Here is a 25,962-nt window from a genome sequence, read left to right on the forward strand (position 1 = left end):
AACCCAAATAGTGTCAAACAAAATAAAAAAATATAACACTGGATATATCCTTTTACCTGTCATTATCGGATTATCAGTCATCACTATAATGTTTTATCGTGAATTTAATCCAGCTTTATTAAAAGACATTAAATTTACATGGCAAACTGCATTTTATATCCTTCTGGCAATATTTTTCATGTTTAGCCGTGACGTAGGATTAATATGGAGATATAGATATATTACAGATAAACAACTTAGTTGGAAACAAGCATTTAATGTAAATGTATTATGTGAGTTTACGTCAGCTGTTACTCCATCTTCCGTCGGGGGCAGCAGCTTAATTGTATGGTTTCTGAACCGAGAAGGGATCGAAGCAGGAAGGAGTACAGCCCTTATGATAACTTGCCTCTTTCTTGATGAATTATTCTTAGTTATTGCTACTTTATTAATATTGCTTTTATTCCCCTTCAATATTCTTTTCAGTAATACCACTATTATTACTTCAAGTGCTAAAATTCTATTTTTCATTATCTACTCAGCCATCGCCTTATGGACCTTAATGTTATATATAGCTCTTTTTCATAAACCCCACTGGATAGGCAATCTTCTTCGAAAATTATTCTCTCTAAGATTCCTAAAAAAATGGTGTATCCCTATATACAATTTGGCCGATAATTTAGAAAACAGTTCTCATGAAATCAGTAAACGCCCCATCTCTTTTTGGAATAAAGCATTTATTCTGACCATATTTTCATGGGTATCCAGATACTTGGTAGTAGTTGCACTATTATTGGCATTTAACTCTTCCGGCAATTACTTTTTAGCTTTTGCTCGGCAATTTGTTTTATGGATACTCATGGGCATCAGCCCTACTCCTGGAGGTAGCGGACTAAGCGAATTCATGTTTAAAGAATACTACTCTGACTTCTTTACAGTAACAGGCATGGCGCTTGTTGTTGCTTTTATCTGGCGTATTATCACTTATTATATGTATCTTCTTTTAGGAACAATTATCGTTCTCGGATGGCTCAAAAGCACATCAAAAATTGATAAAGACTCAGCTATTAAATAAAAAAGGTGAATACTTTCAATACTCACCTTTCTTACATTTTTCCTTATATTCCTAAATAATAATCTTCTTTCGAATTATTTCTTTAGATAAATTACACTGAACGACATATGTTCCCTTCGGTAAATCCAGCGAATGAGCAGTATGACCTTTCTGGTTATTATTCATCCAAATAATCTGACCATGGGAATTAAACAATCGAACTGTAGAATCAGAATCTGCAACTATATGTAATGTCCCATTATTATACCAAATAGATTTTGAATCAGCTATTTTTTCTGAAAATATCGCAGATGGAGTATTTTCTCCATCCTTTTTTGCTTCCACTAAATTATCTGTCGTTGTTAATTTTACACCATACAATGACAATCTTCCATCACTAAATTTCACCGTTATCTTTTGTTTTCCATCTGTACAATTACGAGGTATCGGATAATATCGCTGTGCAAAGTCAAGTCGTGCTAAGCGAGTAATGCTGCCAACAGAAGCTATCTCTGTCCCATCTACATAGATTTTAAAATTGCCATAACCATCAGGCTCATCTCCAAAATAAGTCAATTGCAAATAATATTGTTTGTCTTGAGGTAATTCTTCGGGCAACAAGTTCAATGTATAGGAAATAAAACCAGCAGCTGAAGCATCCCGAAAGCGATTATAGGTCGGTCCCCAAAAAGAAAAATCAGCAGTACCCGTATTCGAACCCGACGAAGTCACATTATGTTCCATTTCACTCTCTGTAACTCCAGTCAGTACATAGTCAGGAACCAATTCTCTACTTTTTTCTATATCTACATCATCTCCTACTTTCCAATATACCGAATAGCGTCGATGATGAATATCATAAAAAGGTTGCAAAGTATAATTATGAGCTAAACCTTTTGTTGTAAAAGTCAATCCTTCTCCCCGTTCAATCCATTTATCCAACTGAGAACGAGATGCTTTTAAATCTAAAAAATAGGCCTCCGGTGCAGGATTAGCAATCGTTTCAGAGGGAACAGATCCTCCAACATCCAATTGCCCCACTTCTCCCATATCTCCGGCCAATAGTACAGGTCCATAAAACAATGCAGAAACATTTACATCATCAGGAATATCTTCTAAACGAAGACGACAAGGTAAAGTTATTTCTATTTCTGTACCAGCACTCCAACTGCCATCGATAGATGCTAATTGTCCAGGCTTTGCTAAAACTTTCTGCTGCGAACCATTTACTTTTATCTGTAAACTCCCTTCTTCAGCCCACGACGGATAACGGAAAGACAACTTTCCATTAAAAGATTCGTTTTCTGTTACTTTCAATTTTATTATATCTGATTCAGGAAATGTGGTCTCCATCGATAATTTCAAGCCTTTTTCTTTCCAAGAAAGAGTAGATGGAATGTATAGATTTACCATCAGCTCATCATCTTTATGAAAATAAATCGCATCTACATACTTTACATGGCTTTCCATTCCTGTACCAACACAACACCAAAAACTATTATAAAGATTATCATACATACGGAATGTTCCAGCTTTCAAACTGGTATAATAACAGACTCCTGCATCACTGTGTGTCGATAAAGTTGCCAAAATATGATTATATAAGGTTCTTTCATAATAATCCATATAGTCTGCACTCCCCTCTTGACAAAATAATTCTTTGGCCAATTTCAACATATTGTAACTGCTGCAGGTTTCTGGTCCCCGCATTCCCAAACGATAAGACAACAGGTTAGGGGTACCAAACCTTTCATTATTACCATTACCTCCATTACAAAGGGTATGGTGATCATGTACAATATGGAAAAAATTATGAGCAGTCAGTCGGTTAGTCTCATTTCCTGTCATACGATAATACACTGCTGATCCTAAAGCCATCGGTATATGGAAATTAGAATGACGACCCGATAAATCATCTCGATTATTACTCATAGCATCAAGAAAATTTTTTCTCAGAAAACGAGTAGCTCCATCTAAATATTTTTGCTTTCCACTTAAAGTGTATGCATCGGTCAAAACCTCAACCATACCTCCGTGTTCTGTTTCCAATATCTTTTGCATATTGGTTTCATCAAAATTTTGAATCCAACCTAATACCCAATCACATAATTTCAGAAAAGAAATTCTCGCTTTTTCATTTCCTGTATATATATAAGCATCTCTTAAGCAAGCAAATACTTTATGATGTCCATAAAGAAAAATACCTTGACCATTCATATCCCACGGATGACCATTCTCATCCCACTTTCCAAGCTCTACATTTTTAGCTTTCGCTACTTTATCAAAACTCCAGGTGGTACCATCTGCAAACGAAAACAAACCATCTCCCATTACATCCTGACAATCAGCCATAATATCTACACATTGATTAGCCCGTTCCAACATCTCTGTATCACCAGTAGCTGCATAAGCCATAGAAACAGCCGAAAGGTAATGAGCGAATGAATTCCCATAACCACCCTCTTCCCAGCCGCCATAACATTGATATGAATTATCTCCCTTATTGTATTTTAATGTATTAGCAAAAAGACGATTTACCTCCAAAGATCTAAGGTAGGCCATCTCTTTATCCATAGCTTGTTTTACCCGGCTATCTGTCAATCGTACTTGAGAATAAGGAAACGAGGTCCATTTATTAGGTATCACATCTTCTATTGGCGTACCAAAATCAGCAGAAGCAGATGAATAGAAAAGATCAGCTTGTCGAGTCGTCTTCCCCGCAATAGTATTTCCTAAAGTACCAAGAGCTAAAATATCAGGTTTTCCATCACCATCAAAATTCCCAGTCAAATAACATCCTTTCAAAATAGGTGATAGTGTAAATATATCAGGATTATAGCCTTTAGGGGTAGATTTTACTTGAGATGCAAAATTACGATTTCCATCTCCCAGCAAAATATAAGCCTTTGCTGTATAATCTCCTTTCTCATCTTCACTATTTACTTTATAATTACAACCGGAATACAATACATCCAAATTCCCATCATTATTAAAATCCGCTACAGCAACAGCTGCGGCATCAACTCCTTCAAATTTATTTTCAGAGGTTTCTTCAAACTCACCATCACCCTTTCCATAAAAAAATGCAACAGAATTCTTTCCTGTCATACCATCCGTATCGAAAGCAACAATATCCACATTGCCATCTTTATCAAAATCACCTGTTGCTATTCTGGGGGAACGCTTAAATGAATATCGAGAAGAAACCTTCGTGGCCGTAAAGCTATTATTACCACTATTGAGATATACCATCAAACCATTCTGTTGATCGACAGACAAAATATCATCTATACCATCGTTATTCACATCACATACCACGGCTTTGCCATCTACCGTTCCTTTCAATCCTGCAACTTCCGTAGACAAAGTAAAAGTATTATTTCCATCATTCAAATAGGCATAAACCTTTTTACCCCCACCAAACTGAACAATATCCGGAGCTCCATCTTTATTTAAATCAATAAATAGAATATCCCCTTTATATAGACCATAATCAAGCTCCTGCAATTTAGTAAATTTCACTCGAGAAGAAGTTACATATTGCAGCAATCCAACCATTGCTTTTGAATTAGATGCTGTTGCCGGAGAAGTCGTTCCACCTTGCAATGCAACTAAATATTTCTTCGAATCCACACGAGTTGCAGTAATACTTCCATTCGCCAATCCCGAAGATACTCCACTCATAGATAATACATTTCGGGTAAAAGACTTTCCTTCATTATTTGCCAATAATGTAATATAATTGCGAGAATCTTCTTCATAATTCGGCCCCATTATTAATATGTCAGATAAACCGTCTTCATTAAAATCCCCTACATAAGCAGCACCATTCACAGGATTTGCTTGCAAAGCCTCCATATTAATACCAGAATTAGGATATTCAGTGAACAATGGATCACATATCCGCTGCGCCGACAGAGAAAAACCTACTCCTCCTGCTATCAAAATTACTATTATATTTTTTTTCATCCGATTTCTTATTATTTCACCAATTCGGCTTTATTAATACAAAATTTAAGCAAATCTACTATATCTCTATCCCGTTCCAAGTCAGGATTATGTTCCTGTATATAGGCTTCTATATCAGATTTATATTTACGAAAAGCTCTTTCTATTTGTTTTCGGGTAGATACATTTATATACTCATCGTTACGCCAAATAAAATATTGATCATCGGCCTTCGCATCCATCTCATTCCCAACCGATAAATCGGTTGACATCCCCGAAGTATAAATTCCCGAAACATTAGTAATTGCTGTTGTTCCCGATTTACCTCCATATGCCGTATTTTTCCCCTGGGAAACCAATGTTGATCGTCTACATACATAAATAGGTGAAGATTCGGTCATAATAACCTGATAAAACATATCTCCTTTAATCGGAACAAACTTCAAACTATCAATCATTATAGAACGAATCATATCCGGTTGGCCTATAATCAATGCTTTCCCATCTTGTACAAAAAACATTTGTTGATCTATTGTATTATAATTCAGTAAAGCTTGATTCATTCCTCCATTTTTAAACAAAATTTCTCCTTTACGAAAATCTGGAAAAAGAAAACCATTTTTCCGAAGGGTTTGTGCACTGACAAATACACTACAATATGTCAATAGGAAAATAATTATAATTCGTGTTTTCATAAATATCATTTTATTAAATAATTAATTACCTTACACGTATATTAGATGAAAATGGGAATAAACTATGGTATATAAGATGATTATCTCAAATGAATAAAGGGGAAAAGGGACAGCATCCCCTCCCCCTCTTATCTAATTTGGAGAATAAATGTAATAATGTGCTTATTTAATTATCACTTTCTGTGTCTTAACACCGTCTGCAGTAGTTACTTTCAAAATATAAATACCTTGAGCATCTATAGAGAAATTCTCCATATTTGAAACAAGCATATTCTCTGCAATTTTCTGCCCACCAATGCTATACACAGCACAAGAGCCATTAGCTGCACCTATTACTGTTATTTGATTTCCAGCCACACACACAGATACTTTATCATTTGCTAATGTATTCTCTACTCCTGTACCTGTACCTTCAGATACATTTAAGAATAACTGTACACCTGGATTTTTAGCATAATAATTTGTACCGGCAGTGATAACATCAGTTTTACCATCCCCATTAAAATCTCCTGTCAAATAACGTCCAAAGTTTCCACGTCTGCACATCGCATTCAATCCTGTAGCAGTAATATCTTTTTGGTCAAAACCTCCTTTTCCGTTACCATAGAAAATATATGTATAACAACCCCAAGTAGACCCAGAACTAACATTATTTTCTGCACCCATAATAAAGTCCATATTGCCATCTCCATTGAAATCTCCCACAGCATAATCAGGACGTTGTCCACCTACAAATGAAACAGTCTCTCCCTTTCCATTCGTATTCTGAATTTCGGTAAATGTATCATCTCCATTATTCTGGAAAAGACGCATCATATATGACCAAGGTTCTGTTTCCAACACATGATTAAGTACAATATCTAACTTACCATCATTATTAAAATCAATTAATAACAACTGATGATTATCATCCTCAGAGTGAATAGTTCCACCCACAGCATCCTGATCATATTTGGCTACTTGTATTTCACGGAAAGTCCCGTCTCCATTATTCAGATATACGTAAGCAACTCCATCTGTTCCTTGAGTAGCAAAAGCTAAGTCCATCTTACCATCACCATTAATATCGGCTTTTGTAGTAAAGAGATTAGAAGCCTTTACAATACCGCTTTCATCCTGTAACATAAACCAGTCGTCCCCATCATTCAGATATAAATTGGCCTGATCTGTCCAATCTTGATTGCCGACCCAACCATTTTGAAAAATATCAGGATTACCATCACCGTCAGCATCGAACAGTAAAATAGCTCCCCGACCTGCTCCAAAATCAAGGTCATTTACCAATTCCATATTTGCAGTTGTCCCCTCAACTGTCAATTTATAGGTAGCAGCTGTAAACGGGTTAGTCCAGTTACCTGAATTTCCTCCCTGAATAGCAACTATCCATGAACCGTCAGCTTTTTTGTAGCAGTCGATTGCACCATTCCCGCCTTTAGTAAATTCCAAATTACTATAAGCTAAAACAGGATCTCCTGCAGACTGACATAAATATACTCTTAAAAAACTTTTTGTAGTTTCCCCTTCAGAATATAGACCAGTCAAAATAAAGTCATCTATACCATCTTCATTAAAATCACCAACACATCCTTTAACTCCAGGTTCACCAGGAAATGTCAAATCCCAGCTAAAACTGTTGTCTGTTAAAACACCACTCAGATCTGCGACTTCCGGAGCCGTCTGCTGAGCCATAGCATTTACTGAAAGTAAAGCACCAGTTAAAATAGGTAAAATTACTTTTTTCATGATAATTTAATTTTATAATTTATAAATAGATCAATTATTCTCCCGGACGAAATTTTTGGTATACTTCATCCGGTATATCAACACGATAGACATCGGAATAGAGATAATATCCCGATTGCTTTTTCAATAACATAGCTAACCGAACAAAAATGTATTTACGATAATTATTCTTAAAATAAGAATCACTATAATAAGACGACAAAGGGATGCTCAAGTTCATTGTTTCATCTAAACTGACTTTAGTCGTCGACTTTCTTAAATCCGACAATTTTCCAAAATAACGATTTACATTTGCCATTAAATATACAGTAGAAACCTCATAATCAGAGTTTAACTGCTCTACCTGAAAATCTGCAGTCACATTTTCACCATCGATACGTGCACTAACATTCTTGAATTTAAAAAATGGAGTTACCTGTATATCCATTTGCTTATTCCCTTTCAAAGTAAAACGAATAGTATCGGGACTTCCATCCTCTTTTTTATTTTCCCAACCTGTCCATTCCCAAAGATATTTCTGGCTAACCGGTATCATTTTATATTCTCCATTAAACAAACGAGCACTAAACTCACCATTCTGATTTACATGTACATAGATAGCAGTATGCTTATCATAACCATCCTGATACAGCTGGAACATAGACTCTTCCTGAGTTGGATTTTCATATATATGCAACGGTTCATTCCCCACTAACAAACGCCCCGTAAACATAGTCTCAGGCCCATCGTAATTATCGGTACTGCATGCACTAAAAAAGAATAAGCTAATAGCAATTGTTCCTAAACCTATAATCGATTGTACTTTCATAATTCAAAATTGTTTTTGTAAATACTAAACCCCGATTTTAATTCTGATATGGATTTTTCTCCAACTTCGGATTTTTAGTTAATTCATCATTTGTAAACGCCGAATAATAATTACCTACAGAGAATTTGCGAGGAGCATTAAACAATGGGGCTTTCGACGACTTCACAAATATGTATTTATTGTGATACTCAGAGCCCGGACGATATACTTTGTATGGAAATAAAGAACTGATAGTAGCCGTTTCAGTCGTGGCTAATCCGTCATACAATTTATCCGCTATACGCCAACGTTTTACATCAAAATATCGAAGCGATTCAAAAGCGAACTCTACCTGACGTTCATGACGAATATCCTCCATTGTTGGAGCTTCTATTTTATTAAGTCCTGCACGAGTCCTTACCTGATTAAAGTAGTCATATACTTTATCAGTTAGTCCCAATTCATAAGCTGCTTCCGCTGCATTAAGTAAAACTTCAGCATAACGATAACGGGGCCAAGATGCGGTAGACGAACCACCAACAGCAGCGGTAGACTCTTCCATAAACTTACGAACATAAAAACCTGTATGAGTAATATAATAATCTTTCGACGATGGGCCGTCACTTCCTGTGATTTGTATACCTTCATATAAATTTTTCGATGCATCACTGGCAGTAATATCCCCAACTCTCAAAGTATATTTTCCTGTACTTTCATTCCAAATAGCCAATCCAGCTTGTATGTCTAATTGTTTACTATTAAAAGTTGAGCCAGGCACCATTATAGTGGCGGCCATCCGAGGGTCTTTATTATTAAAAATATCACCAATATTATCATAATAAATATAGTCAGAATTAGCATCATCCTCATTTACACGAGTTTTCAATTTACCATCCCGATTATCAATAAATTCGAAAGCTTCTACCAGATTCAACCCCGGATTTACTTCAGCTCCACCTGTCGCAATAGAACGCTGAGAATAAGGGATATTAGCGGATGTCCAAGTATGAGTATTTCCTTCAGAACTATAATCCCTTGCAAAAATAATTTCAGGGTTATCATCCTTTTTCAGAAATAAATCAACAAAATTTTGAGTCAAATCTGAACTTTTCTGATATAACCCATATATAGGAGCTCCATTTACCTTCAACTCCATTAAATCCTCACAAGCATCCAAACATTTCTGATAATATTCATTTGCCCTTGAAGCAGGAATACCAACTGCACCACTTGCCAAAGTTACAGGTGTATCGCTCGAAGAATTATATTTTGCCAATGAACCCGCATACAACATTGCACGGGCTTTTATTGCTAAACAAGCTCCTTTTGTAGCGCGAGTTGTAGAGACTTTAGCATTACCTAAGTCAAAAACATTCATAACAGCATCCATCTCTTTGGCTATATAATCATACATAGCAGCTTCACTGGTTCGAGGTTCACAGAAATTTACCAAATCGTCTACAGTCATACTACTATCATAAGTATACAACTTCTCGATTAAAGGAACACCCCCCATACGTTTGACCATTTCAAAATAAACATATGCCCGAATGAAACGTGCTTCTGCCAAATAATAATCTACATGAGACTGGTCTACCGTGCTACTAACTTCTTTAGGTAAAGTTTCGATAAAATAATTAATATCACGAATCAAATTATAATCATAATAGTGCATAAAACTGAAGCTCATCACCAAGGTATTTGTTCCCATGGCATTGCCACCCCACATACCTTCATCAAAAGATGTCTGAAAATCTGTAGCAAAACACCCTGCATCAGGTAACCGCTGGTATAACCCAGCAAGATAACTGTTTATCGTCGTCTCTGACGAGAATACTTGCTCGTCATTCATTGTATCTTTTGGTTCACGAGTCAACCAATCATTACAAGAGGTAACCCCCAACAAAAGAATCAAACTAAATATATATAATGTTACTTTTTTCATAAGTCATTAATTTTTTAGAAGCTGACATTGATACCAAGAGTAAAAGCCTTGTGTGGTGGATATCCCATACCATTCCGTTCATCCATTTCTGGGTCAAGTCCCAAATGATGTAGATTATCAAGAGACAACAGATTGGTACCATTGAAATACACGCGACAATTTGTCAAATAAACTTTTTCTAACCATTTTTTTGGTAATGTATAGCCGATTTCTAAATTTTTTATACGGATATAGCGCATATTATACAACCAAAAATCGGACTGCCAATAAGCATTACTTAAGGAATGATGATTCGTCGTACGAACGGCAGGATAACGACCTTCTACCCATTCAGAATTAGGGTTAAACGGATCTACCCGATGCCAGCAATCATCTATCAAATATGCCGGCACATTACCATTCCCGCTACTGCTTTGGAAAGCCCATTTGACTTCATAATCCTGAAAATATGACATCATTCCTCCACCGGCCAAATCTATAGCTAAGTCGAAACCTCTCCAGCTACAGGCTAAATTTACACCAAAAGTAACATTCGGTAACAGTTGTTGACCATTGTTACCTACAGCATAGCCAATCGGACGCATATCATATTCATTAATCACGCCATCATTATTTAAATCCTTATACTTGAAATCACCTGGCAATAACGTTTGTAATTGAGATACTCCATCATATCCGCTTACCTGCATGATTTTATCATAATTATCAATTTCTTCCTGTGATTTAAAACGTCCTTCTACCTCATAAGCCCAGTTGATACCTGACCAGCGTTTATAAGTTTTATTCCGATACTCATCCCAAGAATTACCAAATGCTTGGCCATAAGTTTCACCATATTTTTGACGAGCAAATGTTGCATTCACTCCCACTGAATATGCAAAATCACCTACTTGGTCTGTCCATTTAACCATACCATCCATACCAATATGCATATCGGAATTCAAATTCTCAGATGGTAATGTCAATCCCATTTCTGTAGGCATTTTAGCACTGACATCTTCTCGAAGAGCAACTAATCCGTTACGACTTCTCTTAAACGCATCAACTTCCACCGACAGTTTATTATTAAAGAATCCCAAATCCAAACCGATATTGGCAATTGATGTATTGATCCATGATATATTGGTTACAGGCAAATTTTTTAATGTTGTACCTTTAATATAAGATGATGACGGGTCCGGGTTATAGGGATTCGGAGTAATCACCGCATTATTAGAATTATACGTCAGCCCTGTATACTGTTCATAACCATTCATCCCGAGTAAATTACCATCATCATCTCCCATTTCACCATAAGAAACACGCAGTTTCAAATTAGACATGACATTACTTATCTTCGAATTCTTGAAGAACGACTCTTCTGATATACGCCATGCTGCCGATACTGACGGGAAGAAACCCCATCTTTTATCTTTAGGGAATTTATTTGACGCATCGTAACGCCCAGAAGCTTCTACTATATAACGGTCATCATAAGTATAATTGACACGACCAATAAAACCGACAGTAGCTGTTTCCCAGAATGTTTCATCTATACCTGTACCATCTTTAGTCCCCACATCTTTCAATAAAGAAACATAGTTATTATCAACAGGAGCAAGGCTCGTCCAATGCCACTTTTCTTCCCGTTCGGTAGCCTCGGCCGCACCTACCGCATTAATTGCATGTTTTCCAAACTTATTATCATAATTGATGGTAAACCGAAACATATTTTCTTGCACACCTTTAAAATATTTAGTCAAGAAACTATCTTCATCGGTATTTTTAGCTACGATATACGCATCGTTTTCCCGATCATAAGTATATAAATTATAGCCCTTATGAAATTTTTCTCCCGTTTGTCCTGCATAATAATAAGAATAGGTTGCTTTAGCCGAAAGCCCCTTTACAGGAGTCGTATAAGTAATATCCCAATTGCCTTGAAATACCCGCCAAATATCGGTATGCTCACCCATAATATCTTTAGTTGCAGCAGCCGGATTGTACAAATAACTATTTTCATTATATGCCGGATAATTAGGATTATCATTAGCGTACGGACGTTCATACGAAGGATTCATCAACAAACCCCATCGCAATGTTTGATAGTTCATTTTACTATCCACATCATTTATATTCGTAGCCGGTTCACTTCGTTTCTCCAATCGACCGTTCATAGAAGCACTGACCTTAAACGAACGGTTAATAACGGCATCTGCATTTAATTGAAAATTTTTACGATTAAAATTAAAATCTTCAAATACTGCATCTTGATCAAGATTGCTAAAAGACATATAATAGTTAATCTTATCACTACCTCCTGAAGAACTTACATTTACATAACTCTGAGGAGCTGCATGTACAGAATAGTCATACCAATCAAAACTCCGATAATCTTCCCCTGTAGCAGGATTATAATATCCAGCTTTCCATTTATCCAATTCATCTTGAGTTATTGACGTTGTTCCGGTGGTATTAATTTCACCTTCAGCTTTCGCCCGTTTCAAAGTATAAGCATCCGCACCTTTAGGAAAGTAAGTCCATTTCTGCCAGCCATAATAAGCATTCAAATTCACAGAAACTTTCTGATTCAACTTCCCACGCTTAGTAGTAACCAATACAACACCATTCGCTGCCTTCACACCATAAATAGCAGCCGAAGCATCTTTTAGTATAGAAATACTCTCTATATCATTAATATCAATATTATTGAATTGCCCCTCATCTTTCATCACTCCGTCAATTACATACAACGGAGTTCCTAAATTTCGGATTTGCAATGTCGTACTGGCTCCCGGTTGTCCCGATGTCTGACGATTTGTTATACCAGGGATCTTACCGACCAATGCTGTAGCTGTCGTAGATGATTTAGTTCGAATAAGATCATCACTTTTAACAGAACCGACCGATCCGACTAACGAAACTTTCCGTTGGGTACCATATCCAACTACAACTACTTCATCAAGAGCTTGCGACGCAGACTTTAATTCAACGTCAACAATCGATTTTCCACCAATATTAATCTCTTGTTTTTCATGACCGATGTAAGAAAAAACAAGAACTGATTTTCCATCCGGCACCTTAACAGTATATTTACCGTCCATATCGGTAACAGTACCCACTGTCGTACCTTTTACCATAACTGAGGCCCCAATAATAGCTTCTCTATCCGGACCTGTCACTGTACCGCTGACAACTTTAGACTGAGCAAACAAATTTATTGTTTGTAAGAAAAATACGGCAATCAGCAGATGTTTACTTATTTTTTTTAGATGCTTCATAGTAATAAAATAATGAAGGTAGCTTTTACATTAAATCTGTTTTTGATATTTTATTTATATATTAAATACATTTATATACATGGTATCTAATTATATCATGTGTTTTTCCTTGTCACAAATTAAATTCTTTTACATCAAAGAATAGAGTATTTTTTTGCCAAGAAACAACAAAATTCTTCCAATTTTAAGTTTGACAAAATTATTTCATCTCCAATACAACCACGCTTAAAGGTGGCAATTGTACTTCTACCCCTTCTTTTGTGACCTTATACTCTCCATATGATAAAGGAACCACTTTTGAAGGATTTTCAAAAGTATTACAATCATTATATAATTTTGATGTCAAAAGTTTAGCCGACACAACTTTCTTTTTTTCATTTTTCATGTCAATCAACGTGTGTATCTTTTCCGTTGAATGCAGATTTACTATCGACACATGCACACATCCATTCTCATCTTTCGACGCCGATACATTCAAAGAGGGAATAGATTCATTCTCATTTATGTAATTACCGGCATCAATTGTTGTAGGTAATAGCAAAGCATCCTGATGAACTTTATACATATCAAATATATAATAAGTGGGCGTCAAAAGCATTTTCTCTTTATTTGTAAGCACCAAAGATTGCAACACATTTATTGCCTGAGCAAGATTGGCCATACGTACCCTATCTGAATGATTATTAAAAATATTCAACGTCGTACCTGCTACCAAAGCATCTCTCATACTATTTTGTTGATATAAAAAGCCAGGATTAGTTCCGGGTTCTACATCTGTCCAGATTCCCCATTCATCTACAACTAAAGAAACCTTCTTTTGCGGATCATATTTATTCATAATAGCTTCATGTCTATTTAACAGTTCCTCCATATATAAACATCTTTTCATAGTATCAAAATATTCATTTTCATCAAAAGACGTTGCCGAGCCTTTCTTCCCCCAATCTCCTGTAGGTATCGTATAATAATGTAACGATATACCCCACATCATATGCGCAGGAATCTTTTGCATACAAGTTTCCATCCACTTATAATCATCGATATTCGGTCCACTAGCTATTTTCTTCAAATTATTACCCGAGTAATTACGGGCATAACATTGATAGCGTCTATATTCATTGACATAATATTCAGGAACCATATCTCCTCCACATCCCCAACTTTCATTTCCAATTCCCCAAAAACTCACACCATAAGGCTCTGGATGACCATTAAGCGTGCGTTCATTAGTTAAAGCAGATTTTCCCACATAATTTAAATATTCTATCCAATCTTTCATACTTTCAGGAGAACCAGTCCCCATATTTGCTGAAATATAAGGCTCACAACCAATCAATTCGCATAATTCCAAAAATTCATGTGTTCCAAAACTATTGTCTTCTGTCACACCTCCCCAATTACTATTTATCGTTACCGGACGTTTTTTAGGATTCCCTATACCATCACGCCACTGATATTCATCAGCATAACATCCTCCCGGCCAACGAAGATTAGGCACTTTTATTTTTTTTAAAGCTTTTACTATATCCATACGTATCCTACCATGTTTTTCAACATTAAGAGCCGAATCGATCCAAAAACCATCATAAATACAACGGCCCAAATGTTCCGCAAAATGCCCATAGATATGTCGACTAATTTTCGCTCCAGGATGTGCAACATCCACAGTAATTGTGGCTCTCTGCTCTCCTCGTACAAAAGATGACAATAATAAAAATGAAATTAAAAGTATCTGTGTTTTCATAAAAACATTATTTATAAGTCAAACTCACTATCTAGCTTTAAAAAAGAACTCCCATTATAGAAATTCCTCTTTTTTAATATTTTTTACCTTTTTAGTACAATAGACNGTAATTGTGGCTCTCTGCTCTCCTCGTACAAAAGATGACAATAATAAAAATGAAATTAAAAGTATCTGTGTTTTCATAAAAACATTATTTATAAGTCAAACTCACTATCTAGCTTTAAAAAAGAACTCCCATTATAGAAATTCCTCTTTTTTAATATTTTTTCCCTTTTTAGTACAATAGACAGATAACTAATCCGTTTTTTGATAAAAAGAATAATTTTTCTAAAACCAAATTTCTTAATTATTAATTAATCAAACATATTTCAACATCCATATAAAATCATCGCCTACAAAGGTAAGTGATTATATAACGATACAAATAACACAATATTGTCATAATACAATACAATTTTATCACAGAATTGTATATTAAATACAGAATAGATAACTTTGTTTTAAATGAATTTAAACACTCATGTTATGCGTAAATACATACTTATCTTTTTCCTATTTTTATTCACGTATAAAATAACTCCAGCAGCCCATTTAGGGAAGTATTATTTTAAACATCTCGGGTTAGAGCAAGGGTTGTCCCAAAATTCTGTACTTTGCATTTTACAAGACAGTACTGGTTTCATTTGGATTGGAACGAAAGATGGACTAAATAGATATGACGGTATCTCTTTTCATACTTTTAAATATAAAAATTCAAAAGACATAAATTGCGGCTTAGGAAATAACGTCATCAATTCGATGTGTGAAGACCATACTGGGAATATATGGGTAGGTACTGATGCTGGAATTTATATTTATCACCCTGAAACAGAATCATTCAGCCATCTCAAAATAAAAAGTAATAAAGGAGAATACATAACCCAACCCGTAAATCAAATAACAGCTGATAAAAATGGAAACTTATGGATAGCTGTAGAATTTCAAGGGATGTTTTTTTTCGACTTTAAAAATCAGACATTAACTCAGCATCCTATATCTGTCAATAAAGATGACTCACCTACCAACATTAATAGTTTTTGTATAGATAGAGAAAATACAATATGGATAGGTATACAAGGAAATGGACTTTATTATACAAATAATAATTTCTCTAACCTAAATGTTTTTACATCTGCTGACAATATAAATCACTTTTCAGATGATAACATTTATAAAATCATTCCGGAAGACCATAACCGAATATTAGTTGGCTCCGCTAAAGGCGGCCTAAAAGAAATAGATATCATCAAACGCTCTGTTACTAATCTACTCCCGTCAAACCATATTTCCCAAGACATTTTTGTCCGCAACATATTGCAATATTCCGAAAATGAACTTTGGATAGCTAGTGAAAGCGGTATATTCATATATAATACCCAAAGTCAAAAATATTTACACCTCGAACATAATAGTTACGATCCTTATTCCCTTTCTGATAATGCTATCTATACGATTTATAAAGACAAAGAAAACGGGATTTGGGTAGGAAGCTACTTTGGGGGTATAGATTACTATCCTCCACAATACGCAAACTTTGAAAAATATTATCCACTACCTGAATATAACAGTATCAGTGGGAAAACAATAAGAGAGTTCTGTGAAGATAACCAAGGATACATCTGGATAGGAACTGAAGATGCCGGACTCAATAAATACGATCCTGTAACCCGAAAATTTACACACTTCAATGATTCTAAGCTTTATCATAATATACATGCTTTATGTCTTGACGGAAATTATCTCTGGGTAGGTACTTATTCAGGGGGATTACATCTCCTTGATTTAAAAAATAATCGGATAGTGAAACATTACGTCAAAGGAAACACATCAAATACTCTTAATGACAATAATATATATTCCATGTATAAAACATCATCAGGAGATATATACATAGGGACTATGACCGGACTAAATAAATATAACCGCGAAACAGATGATTTCATACGCATTTCAAAACTTAATGGAGTATTTATATACAATATACTTGAAGATCATAATGGAAATCTCTGGTTTGCATCTTATACCCAAGGCCTATTCAAATTCAATCCACGCAATCAGCAATGGAAAAATTTTCGTGCAAATAATAAAGATAGTAAAAGTCTTCCTTACGATAAAGTAATCAGCATATACGAAGATAGCAAAAAGAGATTATGGGTGACTACTCAAGGAGGAGGTTTTTCTTTGTTTAATCCCGAAAATGAAACATTTACAAATTACAACTCATCTAATGGATTGCCTAATGATGTCGTCTATCGTATCGTAGAGGACCATAAAGGTATGTTCTGGATGACGACCAATGAAGGATTATGCCGTTTCAATCCCGAAAATCATCAATTTAAAATATTTACAACAGCCAACGGGTTATTAAGTAACCAATTCAATTATAGTTCAGGGATTTGTACTCGAAACAATCAAATATATTTTGGATGTATCAATGGGTTCATAACATTCAATCCTGACACATTTATTGAAAATGAAAACTTTCCTCCTGTAGTTATCACAGATTTTTTATTGTTCAATAAAAAATCTATCGTTGGAGAAAAAAATTCACCGTTAGAAAAGAGTATAACCTATTCTGATAAAATTGAACTGAATCATAAACAGAACTCTTTTGCTTTGCGATTTTCTGCATTAAGTTATATTGCACAAAAAATGAATCATTTGTCATACACACTCAAAGGATTTGATAAAGAATGGTATACTGTCACCGACAATCCAATCGCAACTTATACCAACTTAAAACCCGGCAGATATGTTTTTTGTGTAAAATCAGCAAACAGCTTAGGTGAATGGAATGAAAACATAAAAACGATAGAAATAATTATTCATCCCCCATTCTGGCTCTCTCCATTAGCATATGGAATATATTCTGTATTACTTATTCTCTCTGTCATATATACAATACGATATTTCAAAATTCGTATGCTAAATAAACAAAAAAGACAAATGGAACGTTTAGAATCAGAAAAAGAGAGAGAAATATACCGAGCCAAAGTCGAATTTTTTACTAATGTAGCCCATGAAATCAGAACTCCTCTCACACTAATAAAAGGTCCATTAGAAAATATTTTAAAAAAAGAAAAAGTGGGAGAAGATGTAAAAGAAGATTTGAATGTCATGGACAAAAATACACAACGTCTACTAAATCTTACTAATCAACTACTGGACTTCCGGAAAACAGAAGCTAAAGGATTTGCTCTAAATTTTGTCAATAACAATATATCTGAGCTAATAAGAGAAACATATAGTCGTTTTTTACCAACAGCACGACAAAATAATCTTGCTTTTGAAATATCATTACCAGAAAAAGATTTTTATGCCCCAGTGGATAAAGAAGCTCTAACTAAAATACTAAGTAATCTTTTTAACAATGCTGTCAAATATGCAAACAGCCATATACAAGTAATATTACTGGCTTCTTGCCAAAACTCATCCGACATGTTTTCAATAACAGTCATCAACGATGGGATAAATATACCTAAAGAAATGCAAGAAGAAATATTTAAACCTTTTGTCCAAATAAAAAATACTGCAACCGGCCAAAGGGCGGCAGGAACTGGTATCGGATTACCATTGGCTCGCTCCTTAGCTGAACTACACAAAGGCAAGCTTTACCTAAAAAATGGAGAACAAGACATTACGTTCTGTGTCGAACTTCCCAAACACCAAGAAAATGTAATACAACTTAATCAAACACATATCGAACAAGAAAACCACCGTATTGCATCATTTAATCAATCAAATGATTCTAAAATAACTCTTCTTGTTGTGGAAGATGACCCCGAAATGCAAGCTTTTGTCAGCCGACAACTGGAAAATCAATATACGATTCTCACGGCATCTAATGGAATCGAAGCACTCAACATATTGGAAGACAATGCTGTCAATTTAATCATCAGCGATGTCATGATGCCAGAAATGGATGGATTCGAACTTTGCAGGAAATTAAAATCCGATGTAACCTTCAGCCACATCCCCATAATATTACTGACAGCCAAAGCAACTCTACAATCAAAGATAGAAGGAATAGAATTAGGTGCTGACGCTTATATAGAAAAACCATTCTCAACCGAATATCTATTAGTCCGTATACACAATTTACTTAACAATCAAGAAAAACTCAGGAAAGCTTTTGCTTCGTCACCATTTGTAGAATCTAAAACCATTGCATTAAGCAAAGCAGATGAAACTTTCCTCGAAAAACTAAACGATATCATTCAAAAAAACATTGCTGAAGTAAATTTTAACATAGACACTTTGGCCGAAGAAATGAACATGAGCCGTTCAAGTCTACATCGTAAAATAAAAGGTATATCAAAGCTGACACCAAACGAATTTATACAACTCGAACGTTTAAAAAAAGCTGCACAATTGATTTTATCCAACGAATATCGTATCAATGAAGTTTGTTACATTGTCGGCTTCAACTCCTCTTCTTATTTTGCCAAATGTTTCCAGAAACAATTCGGAGTGCTCCCTAAAGATTTCGGAAAACAAAACCAAAATGTTAATATTCCTACAAAAAATAATGAATAAACCCTTTAAGTTTTGATATCCTTGCACTTTCCTCAAAAGGTACAAGGATATCAAATACTATAAAAATTATTTCTGTAAGAAATGTTCCTGCTGTTGATGTACCTTTATCAAATCAGCATCACTTTTACGTTGTTTCGTTCCTCTATTAAAAAACAGTCTCAACATCTTTTAGCTTAAATACCGACCAACAAACATCCATTGGTTTTCTAATTAATATTACCGATGGATCACAACTTATTTTACAAGCCAATAAAATAAGAATGTTCCGTTTGGAAAGTTTTTTCGACTAAAAACTAAATTTATTTCCCTATAGTAACGACATAATCGCTTATAAAAGTTCTAATTTTCATAAGTAAAAAATTAGATTTATTTTGTGTTTTTAGATTAAATCCTCTTTAATTATCATCTGTGATTTAATAGCATGATAATATAAAGAGGATTTTTTGTATATCTCTTTCTACAAATCGATGTTTTAAATAAGCAATATTCAAATTTTTTACAAACAAATTGATACCTTTGTGAGTTTCTTAATCTTTCTAAATAAGATACTCATGGTAAAAATATCTCTCATAACCATTTATTTAATACTTTGCTGCATCTCCTGCAATACAACAAAACATAAGGAAATTAGTCATAATACAGAATTATGTATGAACACCTCAACTATCTTACCAGAATCTGTACATTTTTCAGCAAGATTTAAAATGCTATGGAATGATTTAAGTAAAGAAACTAAACATTTTGAAAATATCGACTCATACATCCCGTCTAAGGATATTATAAATAAACACCACATAAAATTACAAAACGGGGAATATATCTTCAAAGGATATTTACATACCACTCCCCTATTTGATAAGCACGGTTTAGAAAAATCTGGTATACAAATTACCTCATACAATGATTCATTAAACGTTTTCTCTTGCCCATTGAATAAAATTGTTATTATAGCAAATTATCCGGAAATAACATCCATCGAAACCAGCCGACCTATTTTTAAACGATAATTCTAAATTCAACTATATGAAAAAAATTACTATTCTTTTCTTGTTATTATGTATAACTGCCGTATCTTTTTCTCAACAATCAAAAATGTCTCCATATACTCGACATTTTATAAATCAAAAGAAACAAACGTCTCAATCTACTTCTATCCAAAAACGATTTATGATACGTGAAGTTGAAAAAATCGAATATATTAATTCATATATATACTTAAAGAAAGATACTGACCCATCTACCCTCCAAGAATACAATGTAAAAATAAATTCGCAACTCGATTCACTAATTACAGTACAAATACCGGTCAACAAAATTGAGGATATTGCAGCATTGGATATTGTAAAATATATCCAAATAGGAACTCCTATATATAAACGTATGGATATTGCCAGAGATGAAACATTTGTAATCCAGACACAAAATGGGACAAACCTAAATATGCCTTATTTAGGTAAAAATGTCGTTGTAGGTATTATAGACAACGGATTTGAATATGGACATATCAACTTCTATAATGCAGATAAAACAGAGCTTCGTGTAAAACGGGTATGGAATCAAAATACTTCTAATGGTTCTACCCCATCAAATTTTAGTTATGGCACAGAATATACAACAACTCAAGAAATACTTAATGCACAATACGACTATATGACCGAAACACATGGAACACATGTAACCGGTATTGCCGCAGGGGCTGATAAAAGCCAGAATTTTCAAGGTATTGCCGGTGAAGCTGACATTGTTCTTGTAAGTGTTGGTAATGAAGATGTTGACTTATCAAATGCAATTAAATACATTTACGAATATGCCGAATCTGTAAATAAACCATGTGTTATCAATATGAGCTTAGGAACTCATATAGGTCCCCATGATGGAACATCCACTTTCGACCAGTTCTGCGATGGAATGCAAGGAAATGGGCGATTAATGGTAGGATCGGCCGGAAATGAAGGTGATAGACCTCTACATCTATCTAAAAGTTTTTCTTCATCCGATTCTCAAATCATAAGTGCTTTTTATTTCTCTGATCCTGCTGAAACCGGAGAGAAATCCTATATATTACCTTGCGATATTTGGGGAGAAGTAGGAAAGAACTATCAGGTTGAAATTTTTACATACAACAAGTCTAATAAACAAATGAATAAAAGTAAAAAATTCAACGCCAATATATCTAACGGTTTTGGCGAACGAATTGCTTTATCCGGAGTAAAAAACGGGTATGCAAATATTTATACAGGAATCGACCACAATAACAATAAGCCTAACATTTATCTTGAAGTCAGTGTCGACAATCTAAGCGGATATTATGTTGGAATAATTATATCTGCAACTGAAGGAACAGTACACGCTTGGACCCACGACTATTACGGAGAATTTTCCGACCGCGGAATTTCAGAATGGTATGCCGGTGATACAAATTGTACAGTTGGAGAAATAGGAGGGACTGGAAAAAGAATTATATCTGTCGGAGCTTATAACAACCAAGCATATGGTCAAATCGGCTCCATAGCTGATTTTTCCAGCCATGGACCTACTGCTGACGGACGCATCAAGCCCGATATTTCTGCCCCAGGAGCTTTTATCATCTCCTCTTATTCCAGTGCCAACGGTGTAATTAATGATAGTTATTATGGAGATATGCTAACCAATAATCCAACAATTTATAACGGGAAAAAATATTATTATGGTTATATGGCAGGAACTTCCATGTCATCACCATTTATCACCGGAGTGCTGGCAACATGGTTACAAGCCAATCCACAGCTAAATCCTGAAAATGTAAGAAACATTTTAAAAACAACGGCACGGAAAGATAATTATACAGGCGACATTTCTGAAAACGGGAATAATATTTGGGGATTCGGGAAGATCGATGCATGGAACGGTATAAAAAAATGTATCGAACTCGCTGCCCATACAGAAGAAATATCAGCAACTACCCCAGACATCATCTTATATCCTATGGGAAATGGTATGTACAATCTATTATTTGGAAAAGATGACCGACAAGTTTTATTAAGTATCTATCATATAAACGGTAAACAAGTATATCATACTTCTTTCAGTAATATCTCAGCCGGACAATCAGAAAATATATCCTTAAAAAATGCCCCCCAAGGTATATACGTCATCCGAATAGATGGCAAAAACATTCATAAAAGTATTAAGGTAATACAATAATAAAAATACCATTTCACAAAATATTTTTCTACTATTTTAAGATGCCCCCAAATAACCATCCAATTTAGGGGTATCTTATATTTTTATTTATAATCTGTTACAAAACATATATTCATTCTTGCAATTTCAAAAAATATTTTTTTTCTTTGTCAGCACAGTTCAGCACAGAATATACCCTGAGAAACATGAAACTTGCATTTGGACAACAAACATCAAAGGTAAAACAACTGGCCGATAAAATTGCACAAGCAATTTCTCTCGGAGAATATAAAATTGGAGACCTTCTACCCTCTATCAACCGATTGAGCGCTCATTACCAAGTTTCACGCGATACCGTATTTAAAGCATTTCTTGACTTACGTGAACGAGGAATTATCGACTCTACTCCAGGAAAAGGTTATTACGTTACAGATAAGCTTACTCATGTTTTATTGTTACTCGATGAATATTCTCCCTTCAAAGAAGAACTTTATAATAGTTTTATTCGTCGGCTACCCTCTGGATATAAAGTAGACTTGTTATTCCACCAATATAGTCAACGACTTTTTAATACTCTTATGCAAGAATCAATTGGGAACTATAACAAATATATCATCATGAATTTTGATAATGAACAATTTTCAGATATTTTGAGAAAAATAGATCCTAATAAATTACTATTACTTGATTTTGGAAAGTTCAATAAAGATGCATATTCTTATATCTGTCAAGACTTTGATAGGGGCTTATACCTCGGGATGTTATCAGCTATCGATTCCTTACGCAAATACAAAAAACTAGTAATGGTATTCCCTAAATATTTAAAACATCCCCAAAGCAGTAAACAATATTTTATCCAATTTTGTATCGACCATGGATTTTTTTATGAAATATATGAATCAACAGAAGAATGCAACCCGCAACAGAATGTAGCATACTTAATAATCAAACAACAAAATATTGTCGAATTTATAAAAAAAAGCCGGAAACTGAACCTAAAATGTGGTCACGATTTCGGTATATTAGCATACAATGATACTCCATCTTATGAAATCATTGATAATGGCATTACGGCCTTAACAATCGATTGGAGAGAAATGGGAGAAAAAATAGCGGAATTTGTTCTAAATGATCGAAAATATCAAGAGTACTTACCAACTTTATTACGTTTGAGAGGTTCTCTTTAAAATTTTTTTAGTTTTCATTCAGCACAGCTCAGCACAGATAAAGCAATTTTAAACAAACATAAGAAACAATGAAAAAGTATCCAAAAATCGGGATTCGTCCCACCATTGACGCTCGCCAAAAAGGTGTACGCGAAAGTCTTGAAGAAAAAACTATGAATTTGGCCAAAGCTGTGGCTCAACTCATTACATCAAACCTCAAAAACGGAGATGGCTCTCCTGTCGAATGTGTCATTGCTGATAGCACAATCGGTCGTGTAGCTGAGACTGCTGCGTGTGCTGAAAAATTTGAAAAAGAAGGTGTAGGGGCTACAATTACAGTAACTTCTTGCTGGTGTTATGGAGCAGAAACTATGGATATGAATCCTCATTATCCCAAAGCGGTTTGGGGATTTAACGGAACTGAACGCCCCGGGGCTGTCTACTTAGCTGCTGTATTAGCTGCTCACGCGCAAAAAGGACTCCCAGCATTTGGAATCTATGGACGAGATGTACAAGACCTAGATGACAATACCATACCCGAAGATGTTGCTGAGAAGTTATTACGTTTTGCCCGTGCTGCTCAAGCCGTCGCAACAATGAGAGGTAAATCATACCTTTCAATGGGTAGTGTATCGATGGGCATAGCAGGTTCTATTGTCAATCCAGACTTTTTCCAAGAATATTTGGGCATGCGTAACGAATCAATAGACATGAGCGAAATCATCCGTCGTGTAAATGAAGGCATATATGATAAAGATGAATTTGCTAAAGCCATGGCCTGGACAGAAAAATGGTGCAAGAAAAATGAAGGAACAGACTTCAATATCCCCGAGAAAACAAAAACTCGTGAAGAAAAAGATGCAGATTGGGAATTTGTGGTAAAAATGACCATCATTATGCGCGATTTGATGCAGGGTAATCCTAAATTGCGAGAAATGGGATTCAAAGAAGAAGCCCTCGGGCACAATGCAATTGCTGCAGGATTCCAAGGACAGCGCCAATGGACCGATTTTATGCCCAACGGAGACTTTTCTGAGGCTTTATTAAATACGTCTTTTGACTGGAACGGTATACGCGAGGCATATGTTGTTGCAACAGAAAACGACGCTTGTAACGGGGTTGCTATGTTATTTGGACATCTTCTTTCTAACCGTGCTCAAATATTTTCAGATGTACGTACATTCTGGAGTCCCGAAGCTGTAGAACGTGTAACTGGCAAAAAACTTACCGGACTTGCCCAACATGGCATTATACACCTTATCAACTCTGGGGCTACTACCCTCGACGGAACAGGGTGCCAAACTGAAAACGGGCAACCAACCATGAAACCTTACTGGGATATTACAGAAGAAGAAGTAAAAAACTGCCTAGAAGCTACAACCTGGTATCCTGCCAATCGCGACTATTTCAGAGGAGGAGGTTATTCTTCCAATTTCCTATCTAAAGGGGGTATGCCTGTTACAATGAGTCGCTTAAATTTGGTAAAAGGACTTGGACCAGTACTTCAAATTGCAGAGGGCTGGACAGTAGAACTTGACCCGGAAATACATAAGGCCCTTGATGTGCGTACTGATAGGACTTGGCCTACTACTTGGTTTGTACCCCGTTTATGTAACAAAGCTCCATTTAAAGATGTTTACTCCGTCATGAACAACTGGGGAGCAAACCACGGTGCAATAAGTTATGGACACATCGGGCAGGATTTAATTACCCTTGCTTCAATACTACGTATCCCCGTTTGCATGCATAATGTTGATGAAGAAAAGATTTTCCGGCCATCAGCATGGAATGCATTCGGTATGGACAAAGAAGGAGCCGACTATAGAGCTTGCGCTGCATATGGACCAATTTACAAATAAATAAAATCATTTTTATAAACGGTTATCGTGGGGAAATATTTATTT

Annotated in this window: 13 protein-coding genes; 6 read left to right on the forward strand and 7 right to left on the reverse strand. The window is 35.2% G+C overall.

The genetic code is table 11. From position 1 onward, the window contains the following. The first annotated feature begins 10 nt into the window (after nt 1-10). A complete protein-coding gene (locus BN2628_RS07755; RefSeq protein ID WP_055096684.1) occupies nt 11-1,054 on the forward strand; it encodes a lysylphosphatidylglycerol synthase transmembrane domain-containing protein in 1,044 nt (347 codons plus the stop codon). A gap of 51 nt (nt 1,055-1,105) precedes the next feature. Here the strand turns inward: BN2628_RS07755 and BN2628_RS07760 are convergent, their stop codons facing one another. From BN2628_RS07760 to BN2628_RS07790, 7 genes are all read right to left on the reverse strand, one after another. Continuing rightward, the gene (locus BN2628_RS07760; RefSeq protein WP_055096686.1) at nt 1,106-5,002 is read right to left on the reverse strand and encodes a beta-L-arabinofuranosidase domain-containing protein; all 3,897 of its coding nucleotides are present in this window, start codon (nt 5,000-5,002) and stop codon (nt 1,106-1,108) included. A gap of 11 nt (nt 5,003-5,013) precedes the next feature. Further along, entirely contained in the window at nt 5,014-5,676 is a 663-nt protein-coding gene (locus tag BN2628_RS07765) for a hypothetical protein (protein WP_154668423.1), read from the reverse strand. Nucleotides 5,677-5,838: 162 nt separating this feature from the next. Continuing rightward, nucleotides 5,839-7,419: a T9SS type A sorting domain-containing protein gene (locus BN2628_RS07770; protein WP_044227789.1), complete on the reverse strand. Its 1,581-nt coding sequence runs from the start codon at nt 7,417-7,419 to the stop codon at nt 5,839-5,841. A gap of 34 nt (nt 7,420-7,453) precedes the next feature. After that, nucleotides 7,454-8,227: a DUF3823 domain-containing protein gene (locus BN2628_RS07775; RefSeq protein WP_052431484.1), complete on the reverse strand. Its 774-nt coding sequence runs from the start codon at nt 8,225-8,227 to the stop codon at nt 7,454-7,456. 37 nt (nt 8,228-8,264) lie between these two features. Continuing rightward, entirely contained in the window at nt 8,265-10,151 is a 1,887-nt protein-coding gene (locus tag BN2628_RS07780) for a RagB/SusD family nutrient uptake outer membrane protein (RefSeq protein WP_044227785.1), read from the reverse strand. A 14-nt stretch (nt 10,152-10,165) separates the two neighbouring features. Continuing rightward, nucleotides 10,166-13,411: a SusC/RagA family TonB-linked outer membrane protein gene (locus tag BN2628_RS07785; RefSeq protein ID WP_044227782.1), complete on the reverse strand. Its 3,246-nt coding sequence runs from the start codon at nt 13,409-13,411 to the stop codon at nt 10,166-10,168. Nucleotides 13,412-13,610: 199 nt separating this feature from the next. Further along, a complete protein-coding gene (locus tag BN2628_RS07790; protein ID WP_055096688.1) occupies nt 13,611-15,155 on the reverse strand; it encodes an alpha-N-arabinofuranosidase in 1,545 nt (514 codons plus the stop codon). Between the two features lie 525 nt (nt 15,156-15,680). Between BN2628_RS07790 and BN2628_RS07795 the strand changes: the two genes are divergently transcribed. From BN2628_RS07795 to fucI, 5 genes are all read left to right on the forward strand, one after another. Then, nucleotides 15,681-19,730, forward strand: coding sequence for a two-component regulator propeller domain-containing protein (locus tag BN2628_RS07795; protein WP_055096690.1), 4,050 nt, complete (start codon nt 15,681-15,683; stop codon nt 19,728-19,730). Between the two features lie 650 nt (nt 19,731-20,380). Further along, nucleotides 20,381-20,737: a hypothetical protein gene (locus BN2628_RS07800; protein WP_154668424.1), complete on the forward strand. Its 357-nt coding sequence runs from the start codon at nt 20,381-20,383 to the stop codon at nt 20,735-20,737. Nucleotides 20,738-20,753: 16 nt separating this feature from the next. Further along, nucleotides 20,754-22,913 (forward strand): S8 family serine peptidase, encoded by a 2,160-nt coding sequence (locus tag BN2628_RS07805; RefSeq protein ID WP_055096694.1) that lies wholly within the window; start codon nt 20,754-20,756, stop codon nt 22,911-22,913. A gap of 185 nt (nt 22,914-23,098) precedes the next feature. Next, nucleotides 23,099-24,079 (forward strand): winged helix-turn-helix domain-containing protein, encoded by a 981-nt coding sequence (locus tag BN2628_RS07810; RefSeq protein WP_055097149.1) that lies wholly within the window; start codon nt 23,099-23,101, stop codon nt 24,077-24,079. A gap of 68 nt (nt 24,080-24,147) precedes the next feature. After that, nucleotides 24,148-25,917, forward strand: coding sequence for an L-fucose isomerase (gene fucI / locus BN2628_RS07815; RefSeq protein WP_021931065.1), 1,770 nt, complete (start codon nt 24,148-24,150; stop codon nt 25,915-25,917). Nucleotides 25,918-25,962 lie beyond the last annotated feature (45 nt).

It is taken from the genome of Gabonia massiliensis (genome assembly GCF_001403595.1).
In the GTDB taxonomy this organism is placed as follows: domain Bacteria; phylum Bacteroidota; class Bacteroidia; order Bacteroidales; family Coprobacteraceae; genus Coprobacter; species Coprobacter secundus.

Bases quoted from the DNA above. Each gene is read 5' to 3' on its own strand.
- BN2628_RS07760 (WP_055096686.1), bottom strand. From the start codon at position 5,002: ATGAAAAAAAATATAATAGTAATTTTGATAGCAGGAGGAGTAGGTTTT.
- BN2628_RS07765 (WP_154668423.1), bottom strand. From the start codon at position 5,676: ATGAAAACACGAATTATAATTATTTTCCTATTGACATATTGTAGTGTA.
- BN2628_RS07770 (WP_044227789.1), bottom strand. From the start codon at position 7,419: ATGAAAAAAGTAATTTTACCTATTTTAACTGGTGCTTTACTTTCAGTA.
- BN2628_RS07775 (WP_052431484.1), bottom strand. From the start codon at position 8,227: ATGAAAGTACAATCGATTATAGGTTTAGGAACAATTGCTATTAGCTTA.
- BN2628_RS07780 (WP_044227785.1), bottom strand. From the start codon at position 10,151: ATGAAAAAAGTAACATTATATATATTTAGTTTGATTCTTTTGTTGGGG.
- BN2628_RS07785 (WP_044227782.1), bottom strand. From the start codon at position 13,411: ATGAAGCATCTAAAAAAAATAAGTAAACATCTGCTGATTGCCGTATTT.
- BN2628_RS07790 (WP_055096688.1), bottom strand. From the start codon at position 15,155: ATGAAAACACAGATACTTTTAATTTCATTTTTATTATTGTCATCTTTT.
- BN2628_RS07795 (WP_055096690.1), top strand. From the start codon at position 15,681: ATGCGTAAATACATACTTATCTTTTTCCTATTTTTATTCACGTATAAA.
- BN2628_RS07800 (WP_154668424.1), top strand. From the start codon at position 20,381: ATGAACACCTCAACTATCTTACCAGAATCTGTACATTTTTCAGCAAGA.
- BN2628_RS07805 (WP_055096694.1), top strand. From the start codon at position 20,754: ATGAAAAAAATTACTATTCTTTTCTTGTTATTATGTATAACTGCCGTA.
- BN2628_RS07810 (WP_055097149.1), top strand. From the start codon at position 23,099: ATGAAACTTGCATTTGGACAACAAACATCAAAGGTAAAACAACTGGCC.
- fucI (WP_021931065.1), top strand. From the start codon at position 24,148: ATGAAAAAGTATCCAAAAATCGGGATTCGTCCCACCATTGACGCTCGC.